At 71.3% G+C, this 12,817-nt stretch carries 11 protein-coding genes; 5 read left to right on the plus strand and 6 right to left on the minus strand.

Annotation, left to right across the window (positions count from 1 at the left end):
• The first annotated feature begins 13 nt into the window (after positions 1-13).
• Positions 14-898, plus strand: coding sequence for a YihY/virulence factor BrkB family protein (locus ABZ956_RS00215; RefSeq protein ID WP_361884779.1), 885 nt, complete (start codon positions 14-16; stop codon positions 896-898).
• A gap of 4 nt (positions 899-902) precedes the next feature.
• On the opposite strand, the gene ABZ956_RS00220 is transcribed toward ABZ956_RS00215, so the two are convergent.
• The gene (locus ABZ956_RS00220) at positions 903-2,438 is read right to left on the minus strand and encodes a D-alanyl-D-alanine carboxypeptidase (protein ID WP_361884781.1); all 1,536 of its coding nucleotides are present in this window, start codon (positions 2,436-2,438) and stop codon (positions 903-905) included.
• Between ABZ956_RS00220 and ABZ956_RS00225 the strand changes: the two genes are divergently transcribed.
• A complete protein-coding gene (locus tag ABZ956_RS00225) occupies positions 2,338-2,619 on the plus strand; it encodes a hypothetical protein (RefSeq protein ID WP_361884783.1) in 282 nt (93 codons plus the stop codon). The genes ABZ956_RS00220 and ABZ956_RS00225 overlap by 101 nt on opposite strands.
• A 115-nt stretch (positions 2,620-2,734) precedes the next feature.
• Positions 2,735-4,294: an ABC transporter substrate-binding protein gene (locus ABZ956_RS00230; protein ID WP_361884785.1), complete on the plus strand. Its 1,560-nt coding sequence runs from the start codon at positions 2,735-2,737 to the stop codon at positions 4,292-4,294.
• Positions 4,295-4,310: 16 nt separating this feature from the next.
• On the opposite strand, the gene ABZ956_RS00235 is transcribed toward ABZ956_RS00230, so the two are convergent.
• From ABZ956_RS00235 to sdhC, 5 genes are all read right to left on the minus strand, one after another.
• Entirely contained in the window at positions 4,311-5,093 is a 783-nt protein-coding gene (locus ABZ956_RS00235; protein WP_361884787.1) for an alpha/beta hydrolase, read from the minus strand.
• A 125-nt stretch (positions 5,094-5,218) separates the two neighbouring features.
• The gene (locus tag ABZ956_RS00240) at positions 5,219-5,980 is read right to left on the minus strand and encodes a succinate dehydrogenase iron-sulfur subunit (RefSeq protein ID WP_361884789.1); all 762 of its coding nucleotides are present in this window, start codon (positions 5,978-5,980) and stop codon (positions 5,219-5,221) included.
• Complete coding sequence (gene sdhA, locus ABZ956_RS00245) at positions 5,980-7,734, minus strand: succinate dehydrogenase flavoprotein subunit (protein ID WP_361884791.1); 1,755 nt, start codon at positions 7,732-7,734, stop codon at positions 5,980-5,982. The genes ABZ956_RS00240 and sdhA overlap by 1 nt, the downstream gene beginning before the upstream one ends.
• Before the next feature lie 20 nt (positions 7,735-7,754).
• Entirely contained in the window at positions 7,755-8,228 is a 474-nt protein-coding gene (locus tag ABZ956_RS00250; RefSeq protein WP_361884793.1) for a succinate dehydrogenase hydrophobic membrane anchor subunit, read from the minus strand.
• Positions 8,229-8,236: 8 nt separating this feature from the next.
• Complete coding sequence (sdhC, locus tag ABZ956_RS00255) at positions 8,237-8,617, minus strand: succinate dehydrogenase, cytochrome b556 subunit (protein WP_361884795.1); 381 nt, start codon at positions 8,615-8,617, stop codon at positions 8,237-8,239.
• Positions 8,618-8,897: 280 nt separating this feature from the next.
• On the opposite strand from sdhC, the gene ABZ956_RS00260 reads away from it, so the two are divergent.
• Positions 8,898-10,535 carry a glycoside hydrolase family 20 protein gene (locus tag ABZ956_RS00260; protein ID WP_361884797.1) on the plus strand — a complete coding sequence of 546 codons (1,638 nt, stop codon included), beginning with the start codon at positions 8,898-8,900 and terminating at the stop codon, positions 10,533-10,535.
• Between the two features lie 153 nt (positions 10,536-10,688).
• Positions 10,689-12,761, plus strand: coding sequence for a glycosyltransferase (locus ABZ956_RS00265; RefSeq protein WP_361884799.1), 2,073 nt, complete (start codon positions 10,689-10,691; stop codon positions 12,759-12,761).
• Positions 12,762-12,817 lie beyond the last annotated feature (56 nt).

Here is a 12,817-nt window from a genome sequence, read left to right on the forward strand (position 1 = left end):
GTATGCGTAGATCATGGACTGGCTGACGCGCCTCCCCCTGATCGGAGCCCCGATCGCGAAAGCGATGCGCACGCACGCGTGGCGCTCGTACGAGACCCTCGAACGGGTGAAGTGGACCCGGCTGGCCGCCGCCATCACCTTCACGAGCTTCGTCGCGCTCTTCCCCCTGCTGACCCTCGGCGCGGCCGTCGCGGCGGCTCTGCTCAGCGAGGCCCAGACGGGGGAGCTGGAGAAGAAGATCAACGAACAGGTGCCGGGCATCTCCGCCGGCTTCGACCTGCGCGGCTTCACCGAGAACGCGGGCACCGTCGGCATCGTCGCCGGTGCCCTGCTGCTGTTCACCGGCGTCAGCTGGGTGGGCTCGCTGCGCGAGTGCCTGCGCGCGGTGTGGGAGGTGGAGGAGGACCCCGGCAACGTCTTCCTGCTCAAGCTCAAGGACGCGGCGGTGCTGCTCGGCCTGGGCGGGGTGGCGCTGCTGTCGCTGGGCTCCTCGGCCTTCGCGTCGGCGGCCGTCGGCTGGGTGGTCGAGAAGACCGGGCTGGACGCGGTCGGCGGGCTGCTGACGGCGGCCGGCTTCTGCATCGCCGTCCTCGCCGACTTCCTGATGATGCTCTACGCGCTCTCGCGGCTGCCCGGCGTCTGGCCCGAGCGGCGCCGGCTGGTGGTCGCCGCGCTGATAGGAGCGGTCGGCTTCGAGGTGCTCAAGCTCGTGCTGAGCGGCTATCTGCAGGGCGTGGCGGCGAAGAGCATGTACGGCGCGTTCGGCACGCCCATCGCCCTGCTGCTGTGGATCAACTTCACGGCCAAGCTCACGCTCTACTGCGCCGCGTGGACGGCCACCGACGGGGCCCAGAAGGCCCCTTCGGAACCGGCCACGCGGCGCGGTCAGCAGTCGTGAGCCGTCACTCCTTGGGGCGGCGGTGGTGCACCCGCTGGACGCGCTGCGGCAGCGGGTGCCGGCGGTTGACGACGTAGCCGGCCACCGCCAGCACGGCCAGTGCTCCGCCGGTCAGGCCGAGGGCCGTCCACATGCCGTCGCCGCCGCCCGTGACCGCCGCCTGGGCGCTCTGGCCGGCGTTTCCGCCCCCGGAGACCCCGCCGTGCTTGTTCGCGCCGCCGGTGGGCGGCACCAGCACGCCGACCGGCTTGACGTGGCCGGCCGCCTCGAAGCCCCAGTTCAGGAGCGCCGCGCTCTCCTTGTAGACCTGGTAGGGCTCCTTGATCTCCGGGTTCATGACCGTGACCAGCAGCTTCTTGCCGTCGTGCTGGGCGACGCCGGTGAAGGTGTTGCCGGCGTTGGTCGTCGAGCCGTTCTTCACGCCCGCCATGCCCTTGTACGCCTCGATGCCCTGGCCGGTGAGCAGGCGGTTGGTGTTGACGATCTCCTTGAACTTGCCCGGGCGGTCCTCGTCGGGGAACCGCGTCCTGGCCGTCGCGCAGTACTCGCGGAAGTCCGCCTTCTGCAGTCCTGAGCGCGCGAAGAGCGTGAGGTCGTAGGCGCTGGAGACCTGGTCGTCCGCGTCGTAGCCGTCGGGCGTGACCACGTGCGTGTCGCGGGCCTGGAGCGCGTCGGCGTGCTCCTGCATGTCCTTGACGGTCTGCCGGACGCCGCCGTTCATGGCGGACAGCACGTGCACCGCGTCGTTGCCGGACTTCAGGAAGACGCCCATCCACATGTCGTGGACGGAGTAGGTCATGCCCTCCTTCATCCCGACCTGGCTGCTGCCCTCGCCCATGCCCTCGAGGTCGGACGGCTTCACCTTGCGCTTCTGGTTCTTGTCGAACCTCGGCAGCAGCGTGTCGGCGAAGAGCATCTTCAGGGTGGAGGCGGGCGGCAGCTCCCAGTGCGCGTTGTTCGCGGCCAGGATGTCCCCGGACTCGGCGTCGGCGATGAGCCAGGAGTCGCCGCTGAGCTCCTTGGGCAGGGCCGGCGCGCCCGGGCCCAGCCGCACCTGGACGCCGGGTTTGCCCAGCAGTTCGCCGCCCACCGTGGACATCTTCGCGGGCGGGCGTTTCGGGGGCTTGGCCTTGCCGTCGGCGGCGGGAGTCGACGAGGGGGGCGCGGGTGACGCGGAGGGTGCGGCCAGGGCCGGGGCGGCGGTCGCCAGCGGCAGCAGCAGCGAGGCGCCGGCCGCCAGCAGGGTCGCGGAACGGCGCGCTCGGCGCGCTGCGGAGTACCGCGTGCGGTGCGCGGAGTACCGCGGAGGATGTGATGTCGTCGTCGGCACGCTGGTGAACGTACCTCCACGCGCTGTGAACGTGGACGGTGCCTCACTGCGGGCGACTGTCGAGGACCCGATAGGACCAGTGCGAGAACCGAAACGCATACTGAAACCCATGGTGAAGTCTTCCGGGGAAGCAGCCCCCCGAACCCCCGCGCCCCTCTCGCGTCCCGTGTCGTGGTTCCTGCTCGCCTTCGGCGCGTGGAGCTGGGTCATCTGGTCCACTTTCGTGAAAAATCTCTGGAAGGACGGCAGCGGGCTGGCCTTCGACGACGCGGGTTCCCCGACCGCGTACTTCTGGGTCCACCTGACGCTCGCGATCACCTCGTTTCTTCTGGGGACGGCTGTAGGGCTCATCGGGTTGCGTGGCGTCAGGGCGTTGCGGCGCAGCTCATAACGGACAAGTCCCTGCCCCCGCGGCGAGTCGGGCGATCACTTGGCCGATTCCCGGGACGTACACCCGTTCGCCTGTTTACGGTGATGCGCATCACTGGGCGGGAGGGGCGCAGGGGATGCGTGGTGTCCGATTACGAGTGGCCGTGCTGTGGCTGGTGTGCCTGGCGCTGCCGGTGTCCGGCTGCGGGCTCATGGCGGGGGACGGCGACGGCGGCGGGCCGCTCCGGGTGGGCACGACCGACACGGTCAGCACGCTGGACCCGGCGGGCGCCTACGACGCGGGCTCCTGGGCGCTGTATGGCAACGTCTACCAGTCGCTGCTGACGTTCGGGCCCGGCTCCGCCACCCCGGTGCCGGACGCGGCGCGCGGCTGCGCCTTCCGGGGCGAGGACCTGCGGACGTACGTGTGCGAGCTGCGCCCGGGGCTGACGTTCGCCAACGGGCACGCGCTGACGGCGCAGGACGTGAAGTTCTCCTTCGACCGCATCGGGCGGATCGACTCCCCGCAGGGGCCCAGGTCGCTGCTGGAGACGCTGCGGTCGGTGGAGGCGTCCGCCGACGGGACGACGGTGACCTTCCGGCTGAAGGTGCCGGACGCCACCTTCCCGCTCAAGATCGCCACCGGTGCGGGGTCGATCGTCGACGGCGAGCTCTACCCCGCCGACCGGCTCCGCCGGGGCGAGGAGGCGGACGGCTCGGGCCCGTACGTCCTGAGCGTCTACAAGCCCGGCGCGAGCGCCCGGCTGGAGCGCAACAAGCGCTACAAGGGCGCCGTGAAGAAGGTCGGCAGCGATGTGACGGTGCGTTACTTCGCCGACCCGGGCCGGATGAGCGACGCCTGGAAGCGCAAGGCCCTCGACGTGGCCGCCCGGCAACTGCCGCCCGCCGACCTGGCCGGGCTCTCGCCGGCCGACTCCGGCGTCCGGGTGAGCGAGAACGCCGCCGCCAACACCCGCTTCCTGGTGTTCAACCAGCGCGAGGGCTCCCCCCTGCGGACGTCGGCCGTGCGCCGGGCGATCGCCGCCGTCGTCGACCGCGAGGCGCTCGCCCGGGACGTGCACCTGCGCACGGTCGAACCGCTGTACTCCCTCGTGCCGCAGGGCCTCACGGGCCACGCCACGTCCTTCTTCGACGCCTACCCCCGGCCTGACCCCGACCTGGCCGGGCAGCTGCTGAAGAAGGCGGGCGTCACGGCACCGGTCACCTTCCGGCTCGCCTACTCGCAGGGCGCGGTGACCGACCAGGAGGCGGCGCTGCTCAAGCGGCAGCTGGAGGCCACGGGCCTGTTCCGGGTGAGCACCCTGCGCGTCGCGTGGCAGGAGTTCCAGGAGGGCTACGCCAAGGGGAAGTACGACGCCTACTGCGTCAGCTGGGTCGCCGACTTCCCCGACCCCGACACGTTCACCAGCCCCCTGGTCGGCGCGGACAACGCCTTCCACTCCGGCTACTCCAGCCCCCGCGTGGCGGACCTCATCCGGGTGACGCGGCAGAATCCGCAGCGCAACCGGGTGGCCGCCGAGGTCCGCAGTATCCAGAAGATCGTGGCCGAGGACGTGCCCCTGGTGCCGCTGTGGCAGAAGAAGGACTACGTCCTCGGCCGGTCCGCCGTCTCCGGGTCGCAGTACCTCTCGGACGGCACGGGCATCTGGCGGCTGTGGATGCTGGGAAGGATCTGAGGGCCCGCCCCGCGCCTCACAGGCCGTGGCGGGCCAGGAACTCCACGATCAGCTTCTGCCACTCCCCGGGCCGCTCGGCCATGGGGACGTGGCCCGTGGTGATCTCGGCGTACTCGGCGCCGGGGATGCGGTCGGCCAGGTAGCGGGAGTGGGCGGGGGAGACCAGGGTGTCCCGCGTCGTGGCGATGACCAGGGTGGGCACCGTGATGCCGGCGAGGTCGGCGGTGGTGTCGCCGGTGCGCACGGCACCGGCCTGCTCGAAGGCGCCGGCCGGGACGCCCGCGGCCACCTGCTCGTAGAAGGCCCCGAGCTGCTCGCGCGGCACGGCGTTGAAGAAGTCCTCGCCGAAGCCCGCCAGGGCGATGAACCGGGCGAAGGCCGGCAGGTCACCCTCGGCCAGCAGCCTCTGCCAGAGGTCGACCGAGGCCAGCAGCCGGTTGTCGGGCCGGGCCAGACCCGCCGTCAGCACCAGGCCCCGCACCCGCTCGGGATACCGGGCGGCGATGCGTACGGACACCAGCGTGCCCAGCGAGTAGCCGACGAGGGTGAAGGTCTCCAGCCCGGCCTCGTCCGCCGCGGCCACGAGCGCGTCGGCCAGGCCGTCCACGGTCAGCGCGCCGGTCGCGCGCGGGGTGGCGCCGGAGCCGGGGTAGTCGGGGGCGACGACCGTGTGGCCGGCGGCCAGGCCCGTAAGGATAGGCGCGTAGTTGGCCTCGATGCCGCCGCCCGCGCCGTGCGCGAGCAGGAGGCCGGGGCCGGATCCGGTGACGGTCGTGGAGAGCGTGGGAATCTGCGTCATGGACCGGAGGCTGCCGTATGACACCAGTGTGAAGGTCAAGCTCGTGCCCGCCCGGATACGCCCGTGGGCCCCGCTCCCCGGACATCAGGAGCGGGGCCCACGAACACGGCGGACCGGGCCGGAGGTCAGAAGCGGCGCGTGATGAGCGCCCGCTTCACCTCCTGGATCGCCTTGGTGACCTCGATGCCACGCGGGCACGCGTCGGTGCAGTTGAACGTCGTGCGGCAGCGCCACACGCCGTCCTTGTCGTTCAGGATCTCCAGGCGCTGCTCCCCGGCCTCGTCACGCGAGTCGAAGATGAAGCGGTGCGCGTTGACGATCGCCGCCGGGCCGAAGTACTGGCCGTCGTTCCAGAACACCGGGCACGAGGACGTGCACGCGGCGCACAGGATGCACTTGGTGGTGTCGTCGAAGCGCTCGCGGTCCTCGGCGGACTGCAGGCGCTCACGCGTCGGCTCGTTGCCCTTGGTGATCAGGAAGGGCATGACGTCGCGGTACGCCTGGAAGAACGGCTCCATGTCGACCACGAGGTCCTTCAGGACCGTGAGGCCCTTGATGGGCTCGACCGTGATCGGCTTGGCGGGGTTGATGTCCTTGATCAGCGTCTTGCACGCCAGCCGGTTGCGGCCGTTGATGCGCATCGCGTCGGAGCCGCAGATGCCGTGCGCGCAGGAGCGACGGAAGGTCAGCGAGCCGTCCAGGTCCCACTTGATCTTGTGGAGACCGTCGAGCACGCGCTCCTTCGGGTCGATCTCCACCTCGAAGTCCTGCCAGGTGGCATCGGCCGAGACCTCGGGGTTGAACCGGCGGATCCGGAAGGTGACCGTGATGTACGGCGAAACGTCCTGCGCCGCGGTCCCGGTCTTCTCGAGAGTCGGAGTAGCCATCAGTACTTACGCTCCATCGGCTGGTAGCGGGTCTGGACGACCGGCTTGTAGTCGAGGCGGATCGAGTCCTTGCCGTCCGCGTCGACCTCTCGGTACGCCATGGTGTGGCGCATGAAGTTGACGTCGTCGCGGTTGGGGTAGTCCTCGCGGTAGTGACCACCGCGCGACTCCTTGCGCGCCAGCGCGGACACGGCCATGACCTCGGCCAGGTCGAGCAGGTTGCCCAGCTCGATGGCCTCCAGCAGGTCCGTGTTGAAGCGCTTGCCCTTGTCCTGGACGGACACGTTCTTGTAGCGCTCGCGCAGCTCGGCGATCTTCTCGACGGCCGTCTTGATGGTCTGCTCGGTGCGGAAGACCATGACGTTGGCGTCCATGGTCTCCTGCAGCTCCTTGCGGATCTCCGCGACCCGCTCGGTGCCGGTGGAGTTGCGCAGCCGCTCGACCTGCTCGGCCACGAGCTGCGCCGGGTTCTCCGGCAGCTCGACGAAGTCGGCCTTCGCGGAGTACTCCGCGGCGGCGATGCCCGCGCGGCGCCCGAAGACGTTGATGTCGAGCAGCGAGTTGGTGCCCAGGCGGTTGGCGCCGTGCACCGACACGCAGGCGACCTCGCCGGCGGCGTACAGGCCGGGGACGACGGTGTCGTTGTCGGCCAGCACCTCGCCCTCGACGTTGGTCGGGATGCCGCCCATGGCGTAGTGCGCGGTGGGCTGGATCGGGATCGGGTCCGTGTAGGGCTCGATGCCCAGGTACGTCCGCGCGAACTCGGTGATGTCCGGGAGCTTGGCGTCCAGCTGCTCCGGCGGCAGGTGGGTGAGGTCCAGGTAGACGTGGTCGCCCTCGGGACCGCAGCCGCGGCCCTCGCGGATCTCCGTGTAGATGGAGCGCGAGACGACGTCACGGGACGCGAGGTCCTTCATGACCGGCGCGTACTTCTCCATGAAGCGCTCGCCGTCCTTGTTGCGGAGGATGCCGCCCTCACCGCGGGCGCCCTCCGTCAGCAGGATGCCCATGCGCCAGATGCCCGTCGGGTGGAACTGGAAGAACTCCATGTCCTCCAGCGGCAGGCCGCGGCGGTAGCAGGCCGCCTGGCCGTCACCCGTGAGGGTGTGCGCGTTGGAGGTCACCTTGAAGAACTTGCCGGTGCCGCCGGAGGCGTAGATGACCGACTTGGCCTGGAAGACGTGGATCTCGCCGGTGGCCAGCTCGTAGGCGACCACACCGGCCGACTTCTTGACGCCGTCGACCTCGGTGATCAGCTGGTCCAGGACGTAGAACTCGTTGAAGAACTCCACGCCCTCCTTGACGCAGTTCTGGTACAGCGTCTGGAGGATCATGTGGCCGGTGCGGTCCGCGGCGTAGCAGGACCGGCGGACCGGGGCCTCGCCGTGGTTGCGGCTGTGACCGCCGAAGCGGCGCTGGTCGATGGTGCCGTCCGGGGTGCGGTTGAACGGCAGGCCCATCTTCTCGAGGTCGAGGACCGCGTCGATGGCCTCCTTCGCCAGGATCTCGGCGGCGTCCTGGTCGACCAGGTAGTCACCACCCTTGATCGTGTCGAAGGTGTGCCACTCCCAGTTGTCCTCCTCGACGTTCGCGAGGGCGGCGGCCATGCCGCCCTGGGCGGCGCCGGTGTGGGAGCGGGTCGGGTAGAGCTTGGTGAGCACCGCGGTGCGGCTGCGCTTGGTCGCCTCGATGGCCGCGCGCATGCCGGCGCCACCGGCGCCGACGATGACGGTGTCGTACTTGTGGATCTTCATGGTCGCGTCAGCCCCGGGCTCTAGCGGATGTTCGGGTCGAAGGTGAAGATCACCAGCGTGCCCAGCAGGACGGTGAACACCGTGGCGGTGTACAGCAGCATCTTCAGCCAGAAGCGGGTGTTGTCCCGCTCCGCGTAGTCGTTGATGACCGTGCGGAGGCCGTTCGCGCCGTGCAGCATCGCGAGCCACAGCATGATGAGGTCCCAGGCCTGCCAGAACGGCGAGGCCCAGCGGCCCGCCACGAAGGCGAAGCCGATCTTGCTGACGCCGCCGTCCAGCACGAGCTGGATCAGCAGGTGGCCCAGGACCAGGACGACCAGCACGATGCCGGACAGCCGCATGAACAGCCAGCCGTACAGCTCGAAGTTGGTGCGCGTGGCCTTCGGGGTCTTCTTCGTGCGCTTGCGCGGGGCCTCGATGACCGGGGCGGGGTTGTCGACGTCGTACAGGGACACGTCGTCGCTCACGGCAGCGGGGGTGGTTTCAGCGGACATCTGGTGCCTCAGCTCCCGAACAGTTCACGTGCGGCATGCCCGAGCACGGGGTAGATCGCCCCCGCCATCAGGACGGCCCAGATGCCGACGACGGTCCAGAGCATCTGCTTCTGGTAGCGCGGGCCCTTGGACCAGAAGTCCACCGCGACGACCCGCAGGCCGTTGAGCGCGTGGAAGAGGATGGCGGCGACCAGGCCGTATTCCAGGCAGGCCACGATCGGGGTCTTGTACGTCGCGACCACGTCGTCGTACGCCTCGGGGGAGACGCGGACGAGAGCGGTGTCGAGGACGTGCACGAACAGGAAGAAGAAAATGAGGACGCCGGTGACTCGATGAGCCACCCAGGACCACATGCCTTCCCGGCCGCGGTACAGCGTTCCAGCCGGCACGGAAAACCCTCCGGGAGCGGGGATTGGGGCCTGCCGGCTTCTCTGTCGGTCGGGCCCGGCCGGGTACGGTCCACCGGCCCTGGCCATCGTAGCGACGCTCTGTCGGTTCGGTCCCCCGGGGTATGTCAGGTGTGATCAAAGAGGCACGTACGGCCTAGGCCCTTCGGCAACCAGGGCCCGGGTTGCCCGATACGCCCCGGCGTGTCCGGCCGGGAGTACGCCGCACTACACCACAAAAGCAATATCTTCGCCGCAAAGCACCACATAGGAGGTTTTCTCCATGGGACGCTCTGTCAGGCTCACCCGCGCGTCGGCCATCCGGGGGACCGTGGCCAGTTTCGCCCTCCTCGCGACCATGACGCTCATGGGCTGCCCCCGGGACGGTTCGGCCGACCGCCCGGCCGACGGCGACTCGCGCTCCCCCCACGGGACGTCGGCCCAGGCGACATCGCCGGCCGGCACCACCGCCGCGCCCGAGCCGCCGCCCGTACCGGGCGTCTTCCCGCGCACGGTCCCGGCCGTCCGGTCCTTCTCCCTGGGTGGCGGCCCCGGCTGGCGGCCCGTGCCCGGCTCCCGCGTGGTGACCGCCCAGGACGGCCCGCTGGCCGACGAGGGCCGCCGGCTCGCCGCCGACCTCAAGCTCCCCTTCGCCACCGGACCCGCCCGCGCCGGCGACGTCGAGCTGGTGCTGAGCCCCACCCAGAGCGGCGGCCGGGAGTCCTACCGGCTGACCGTCCGGGGCCGCAAGGTCACCGTCAGCGCCCCCGACGAGGCGGGCGTCTTCTACGGCACCCGCACCGTCCTGCAGGCCGTCCGCACCGCCGGCGGCATCCCCGAGGGATCGCTGGGCGACCGGCCCGACCGCCCGCAGCGCGGCCTCAACCTCGACATCGCCCGCAAGCACTTCCCCGCCGAGTGGATCGAGGACCGGCTGCGCGAGATGGCCGACCTCAAGCTCAACCAGCTCGGCCTGCACTTCTCCGACGACCAGGGCTTCCGCATCGAGAGCACCTCGCACCCGGAGATCGTCTCCCCGCAGCACCTGACCAAGGCCGAGGTCCGCCGCATCGTCGACCTCGCCTCCGCCCTGCACATCACCGTCGTCCCCGAGATCGACTCGCCGGGCCACCTGGGCGCCGTCATGAACGCCCACTCCGCCCTCCAGCTCCGCGACGCCTCCGGGACGGTCGCCCGGGGCGCCGTCGACATCTCCAACCCCGGCTCCGCCCGCATCGTCGACGACCTGATCCGCGAGTACGCGGCCCTCTTCCCCGGCCCCTACTTCCACCTCGGCGCCGACGAGTACCGCGCCCTGATGGCCCGGGACCCCCAGGCGTCCTACCCCCGCCTCGCCCAGGCGGCCCGGCAGAAGTACGGGGCCCAGGCCCGGGTCCAGGACCTGGCGACGGGCTGGCTCAACGACCGGGCGGCGGTCGTGCGCGGCCTCGGCAAGACCCCCAAGGCGTGGAACGACGGCTTCTTCACCGGCGGCGTCGTCACACCCGACAAATCCATCGAAGTCGAGTACTGGACCGGCAAGGAGATCGGCGCCCGTCCGCCGCAGGAGTACCTGAACGAGGGACGCACGCTGGTCAACCTGAACGACGAATACCTCTATTACGTGCTCGGTCAGCCGAACCAGTTCGTCTACCCGACCGGGGAGCGGATCTACCGGCAGTGGTCGCCGGCGGTGCTGCGCGGCACGACGCCCGTACCGACCGGGCCGACCGGCCCGGACCGCGTCCTGGGCGGGCGGCTGGCGGTGTGGTGCGACCGGCCGGGGGCGCAGACGCCGGAGCAGGTGGCGGCGGGGATCCGGCTGCCGCTGGCGGCGGTGGCCCAGCGGCTGTGGGACCCGCGGCCGCCCACGCGGACATGGCAGGACTTCACGACCCTGGTGGGCCAGGTGCGGCGCTGAGCAAGTTCTAGCCCGTCCGGCGATTGAGGACCGGGGTCTGGGGCGGAGCCCCAGTTCGGGAAGGGGCGGGTAGGGGAAAAGCAACCGCCCCCGCCGGCCCCTGCCGGAGCGTTACCCTCGCCGCAAGCACCGCGCACCCGTAACGAGGGCCCGATGAAGATCGAATTCCTGCTGCACAACGCCTACGGCATCGGCGGCACCATCCGTTCCACCGTCAACCTCGCCGCCGCCCTCGCCGACCGGCACGACGTGCGGATCGTCAGCGTGAACCGCCCGGTCGACGAGCCCGAACTGAGCATCGACGCGCGCGTGCGCGTGACGTCCCTCGTCGACCTGCGCGAGGGCACCGACGGCGACGAGTACGAGAGCCCCCTCAACCAGCGGCCCAGCGAGGTCTTCCGGGACGAGCGCATCGACAACGGCCGCATGGCCGCCACCGCCCTCACCGACGAGCGCGTCGGCGCCCACCTCGCCGCGACCGACGCGGACGTCGTCATCGCCACCCGGCCCAAGCTCATCGGCTACCTCGCGCGCTACGGCGCGGACCGCCCCTACCTCCGGCTGGGCCAGGAGCACCTCACCCACGAGGCGCACGCCCCACAGCTGCACGCCGTGATGGACCCGGCCATCGCCGCGCTCGACGCCTTCACCACCGTCTCGGACGCGGACGCCGGGCACTACCGCGAGGCCCTGCCCGACGCCCGCGCCCGCATCCTGTCCATCCCCAACGCCGTCCCCGCCCCGGCCGCCGCCCCCTCCGACGGCACCTCCCGCACGATCGTCTCCGCCGGCCGCCTCGTCGGCGTCAAGCGCTACGACCGCCTCATCGCCGCGTTCGCCCGGATCGCCGCCGAGCGCCCCGACTGGAACCTGCGCATCTACGGACGCGGGCCCGCCAAGGCCAAGCTGCGCCGGCAGATCGAGGAGCTGGGCCTCTACGAACGGATCACCCTCATGGGCGCCCGTTCGCCGATCGAGACCGAGTGGTCCAAGGGCGCCGTCGCGGCCGTCGCCTCCGACGCCGAGTCCTTCGGCATGACCATCGTCGAGGCCATGCACGCCGGCCTGCCGGTCGTCGCCACCGACTGCCCCCACGGCCCCCGCGAGATCCTCACCGACGGCACCGACGGCCTCCTCGTGCCGCTGGACGACACGGACGCCGTCGACGCCTACGCCGAGGCCCTGTTGAAGGTGACCGGGGACGCCGCCCTGCGGACCCGGCTGGGCGAAGCCGCCCGGACGGCCGCACACCGCTACGAACCCTCCGCCATCACCCGGCGCTACGAGGAGCTCTTCGAGGAACTGCGGCCGGGCTGCACCGCCGAACGCCCCAAGAAGGGCGGCGGCCTGCTGCGCGGCCTCTTCGGCGGCGGCCGCAAGCAGCAGCCGGCCGCACCGCGCCCGCAGGACGGTGCCGCCCACCCCGAGGCCCGCTGCACGGTCGACGCGGACGGCTCCCTGCTCGTACGCATCCGGGCCGATCAGCTCACCTGCGCCGACACGCACCTCCTGCTGCGGCACCGGGGCAGCAAGGGCAAGGAGACGGTGCGGGTGCCGCTGCCCGAGCGCGGCCGGGAGACGGGCACATGGGTGGAGGCCCGCGTCGGGCGGAACGCGCACACGATGTCCGAAGGGCGCTGGGACACCTACGCCGAGCGCTCCGGCGACGCCTCCCGGCGCCGGCTGCGCGCCGCGCTCGTCGAGCAGAAGACGCTGCTGGACCTTCCCCTCCAGCAGAGCGCCAAGGGCGTCACGGCATGGGTGCCCTACGGGACGAGCGACGGCTTCCTCGCGGTGCGGACCTGGCTGCGGCCCGCGCACGCCGAGGCGACGGACGTACGGGTGGGGGCCGACGGGGTGAGCGTCTCGTTCGCCGTGTCCGGCGCCACCCTGGGCGAGGGCGCCGAGCTCATCGCCCGGCTGCGCGGCGCCGACGGTTCGGTGGGCGACGTCCGCACGCCCGCCGCCGGGGGCACCGGCACCCTGCCGTACGGGCCGATGAGCCGCCGCGTCGGCGAGGAGCAGGACCTGTGGGACCTGTACGTGCGCCCGGCCGCCGGCGCCGCGCCGGTGCGGGTGGGCCGGCTCGCCGGTGACCTGGCCGACCGCAAGGGCGTCGACACCTTCCCGGCCGCGGAATGCGGGGACGTACGGCTGCGCCCGTACTTCACCGTCACCAACGATCTGACGATCTCGGTGAAGGACGCGACGGGCGAGGAAGCCTGAAGGACGGAGGACGGCCGGAGCCGCCACCCCCCACAGGAGAGGCTCCGGCCGCCGTT

The sequence above is a fragment of the Streptomyces sp. NPDC046261 genome (assembly GCF_040646235.1).
Taxonomy (GTDB): domain Bacteria; phylum Actinomycetota; class Actinomycetes; order Streptomycetales; family Streptomycetaceae; genus Streptomyces.

Coding starts and splice junctions, on each gene's coding strand:
- ABZ956_RS00215 (WP_361884779.1), top strand. CDS start 14: ATGGACTGGCTGACGCGCCTCCCCCTGATCGGAGCCCCGATCGCGAAA.
- ABZ956_RS00240 (WP_361884789.1), bottom strand. CDS start 5,980: ATGGCTACTCCGACTCTCGAGAAGACCGGGACCGCGGCGCAGGACGTT.
- ABZ956_RS00230 (WP_361884785.1), top strand. CDS start 2,735: ATGCGTGGTGTCCGATTACGAGTGGCCGTGCTGTGGCTGGTGTGCCTG.
- sdhA (WP_361884791.1), bottom strand. CDS start 7,734: ATGAAGATCCACAAGTACGACACCGTCATCGTCGGCGCCGGTGGCGCC.
- ABZ956_RS00220 (WP_361884781.1), bottom strand. CDS start 2,438: ATGACCCAGCTCCACGCGCCGAAGGCGAGCAGGAACCACGACACGGGA.
- ABZ956_RS00260 (WP_361884797.1), top strand. CDS start 8,898: ATGGGACGCTCTGTCAGGCTCACCCGCGCGTCGGCCATCCGGGGGACC.
- ABZ956_RS00265 (WP_361884799.1), top strand. CDS start 10,689: ATGAAGATCGAATTCCTGCTGCACAACGCCTACGGCATCGGCGGCACC.
- ABZ956_RS00235 (WP_361884787.1), bottom strand. CDS start 5,093: ATGACGCAGATTCCCACGCTCTCCACGACCGTCACCGGATCCGGCCCC.
- ABZ956_RS00250 (WP_361884793.1), bottom strand. CDS start 8,228: ATGTCCGCTGAAACCACCCCCGCTGCCGTGAGCGACGACGTGTCCCTG.
- ABZ956_RS00225 (WP_361884783.1), top strand. CDS start 2,338: ATGGTGAAGTCTTCCGGGGAAGCAGCCCCCCGAACCCCCGCGCCCCTC.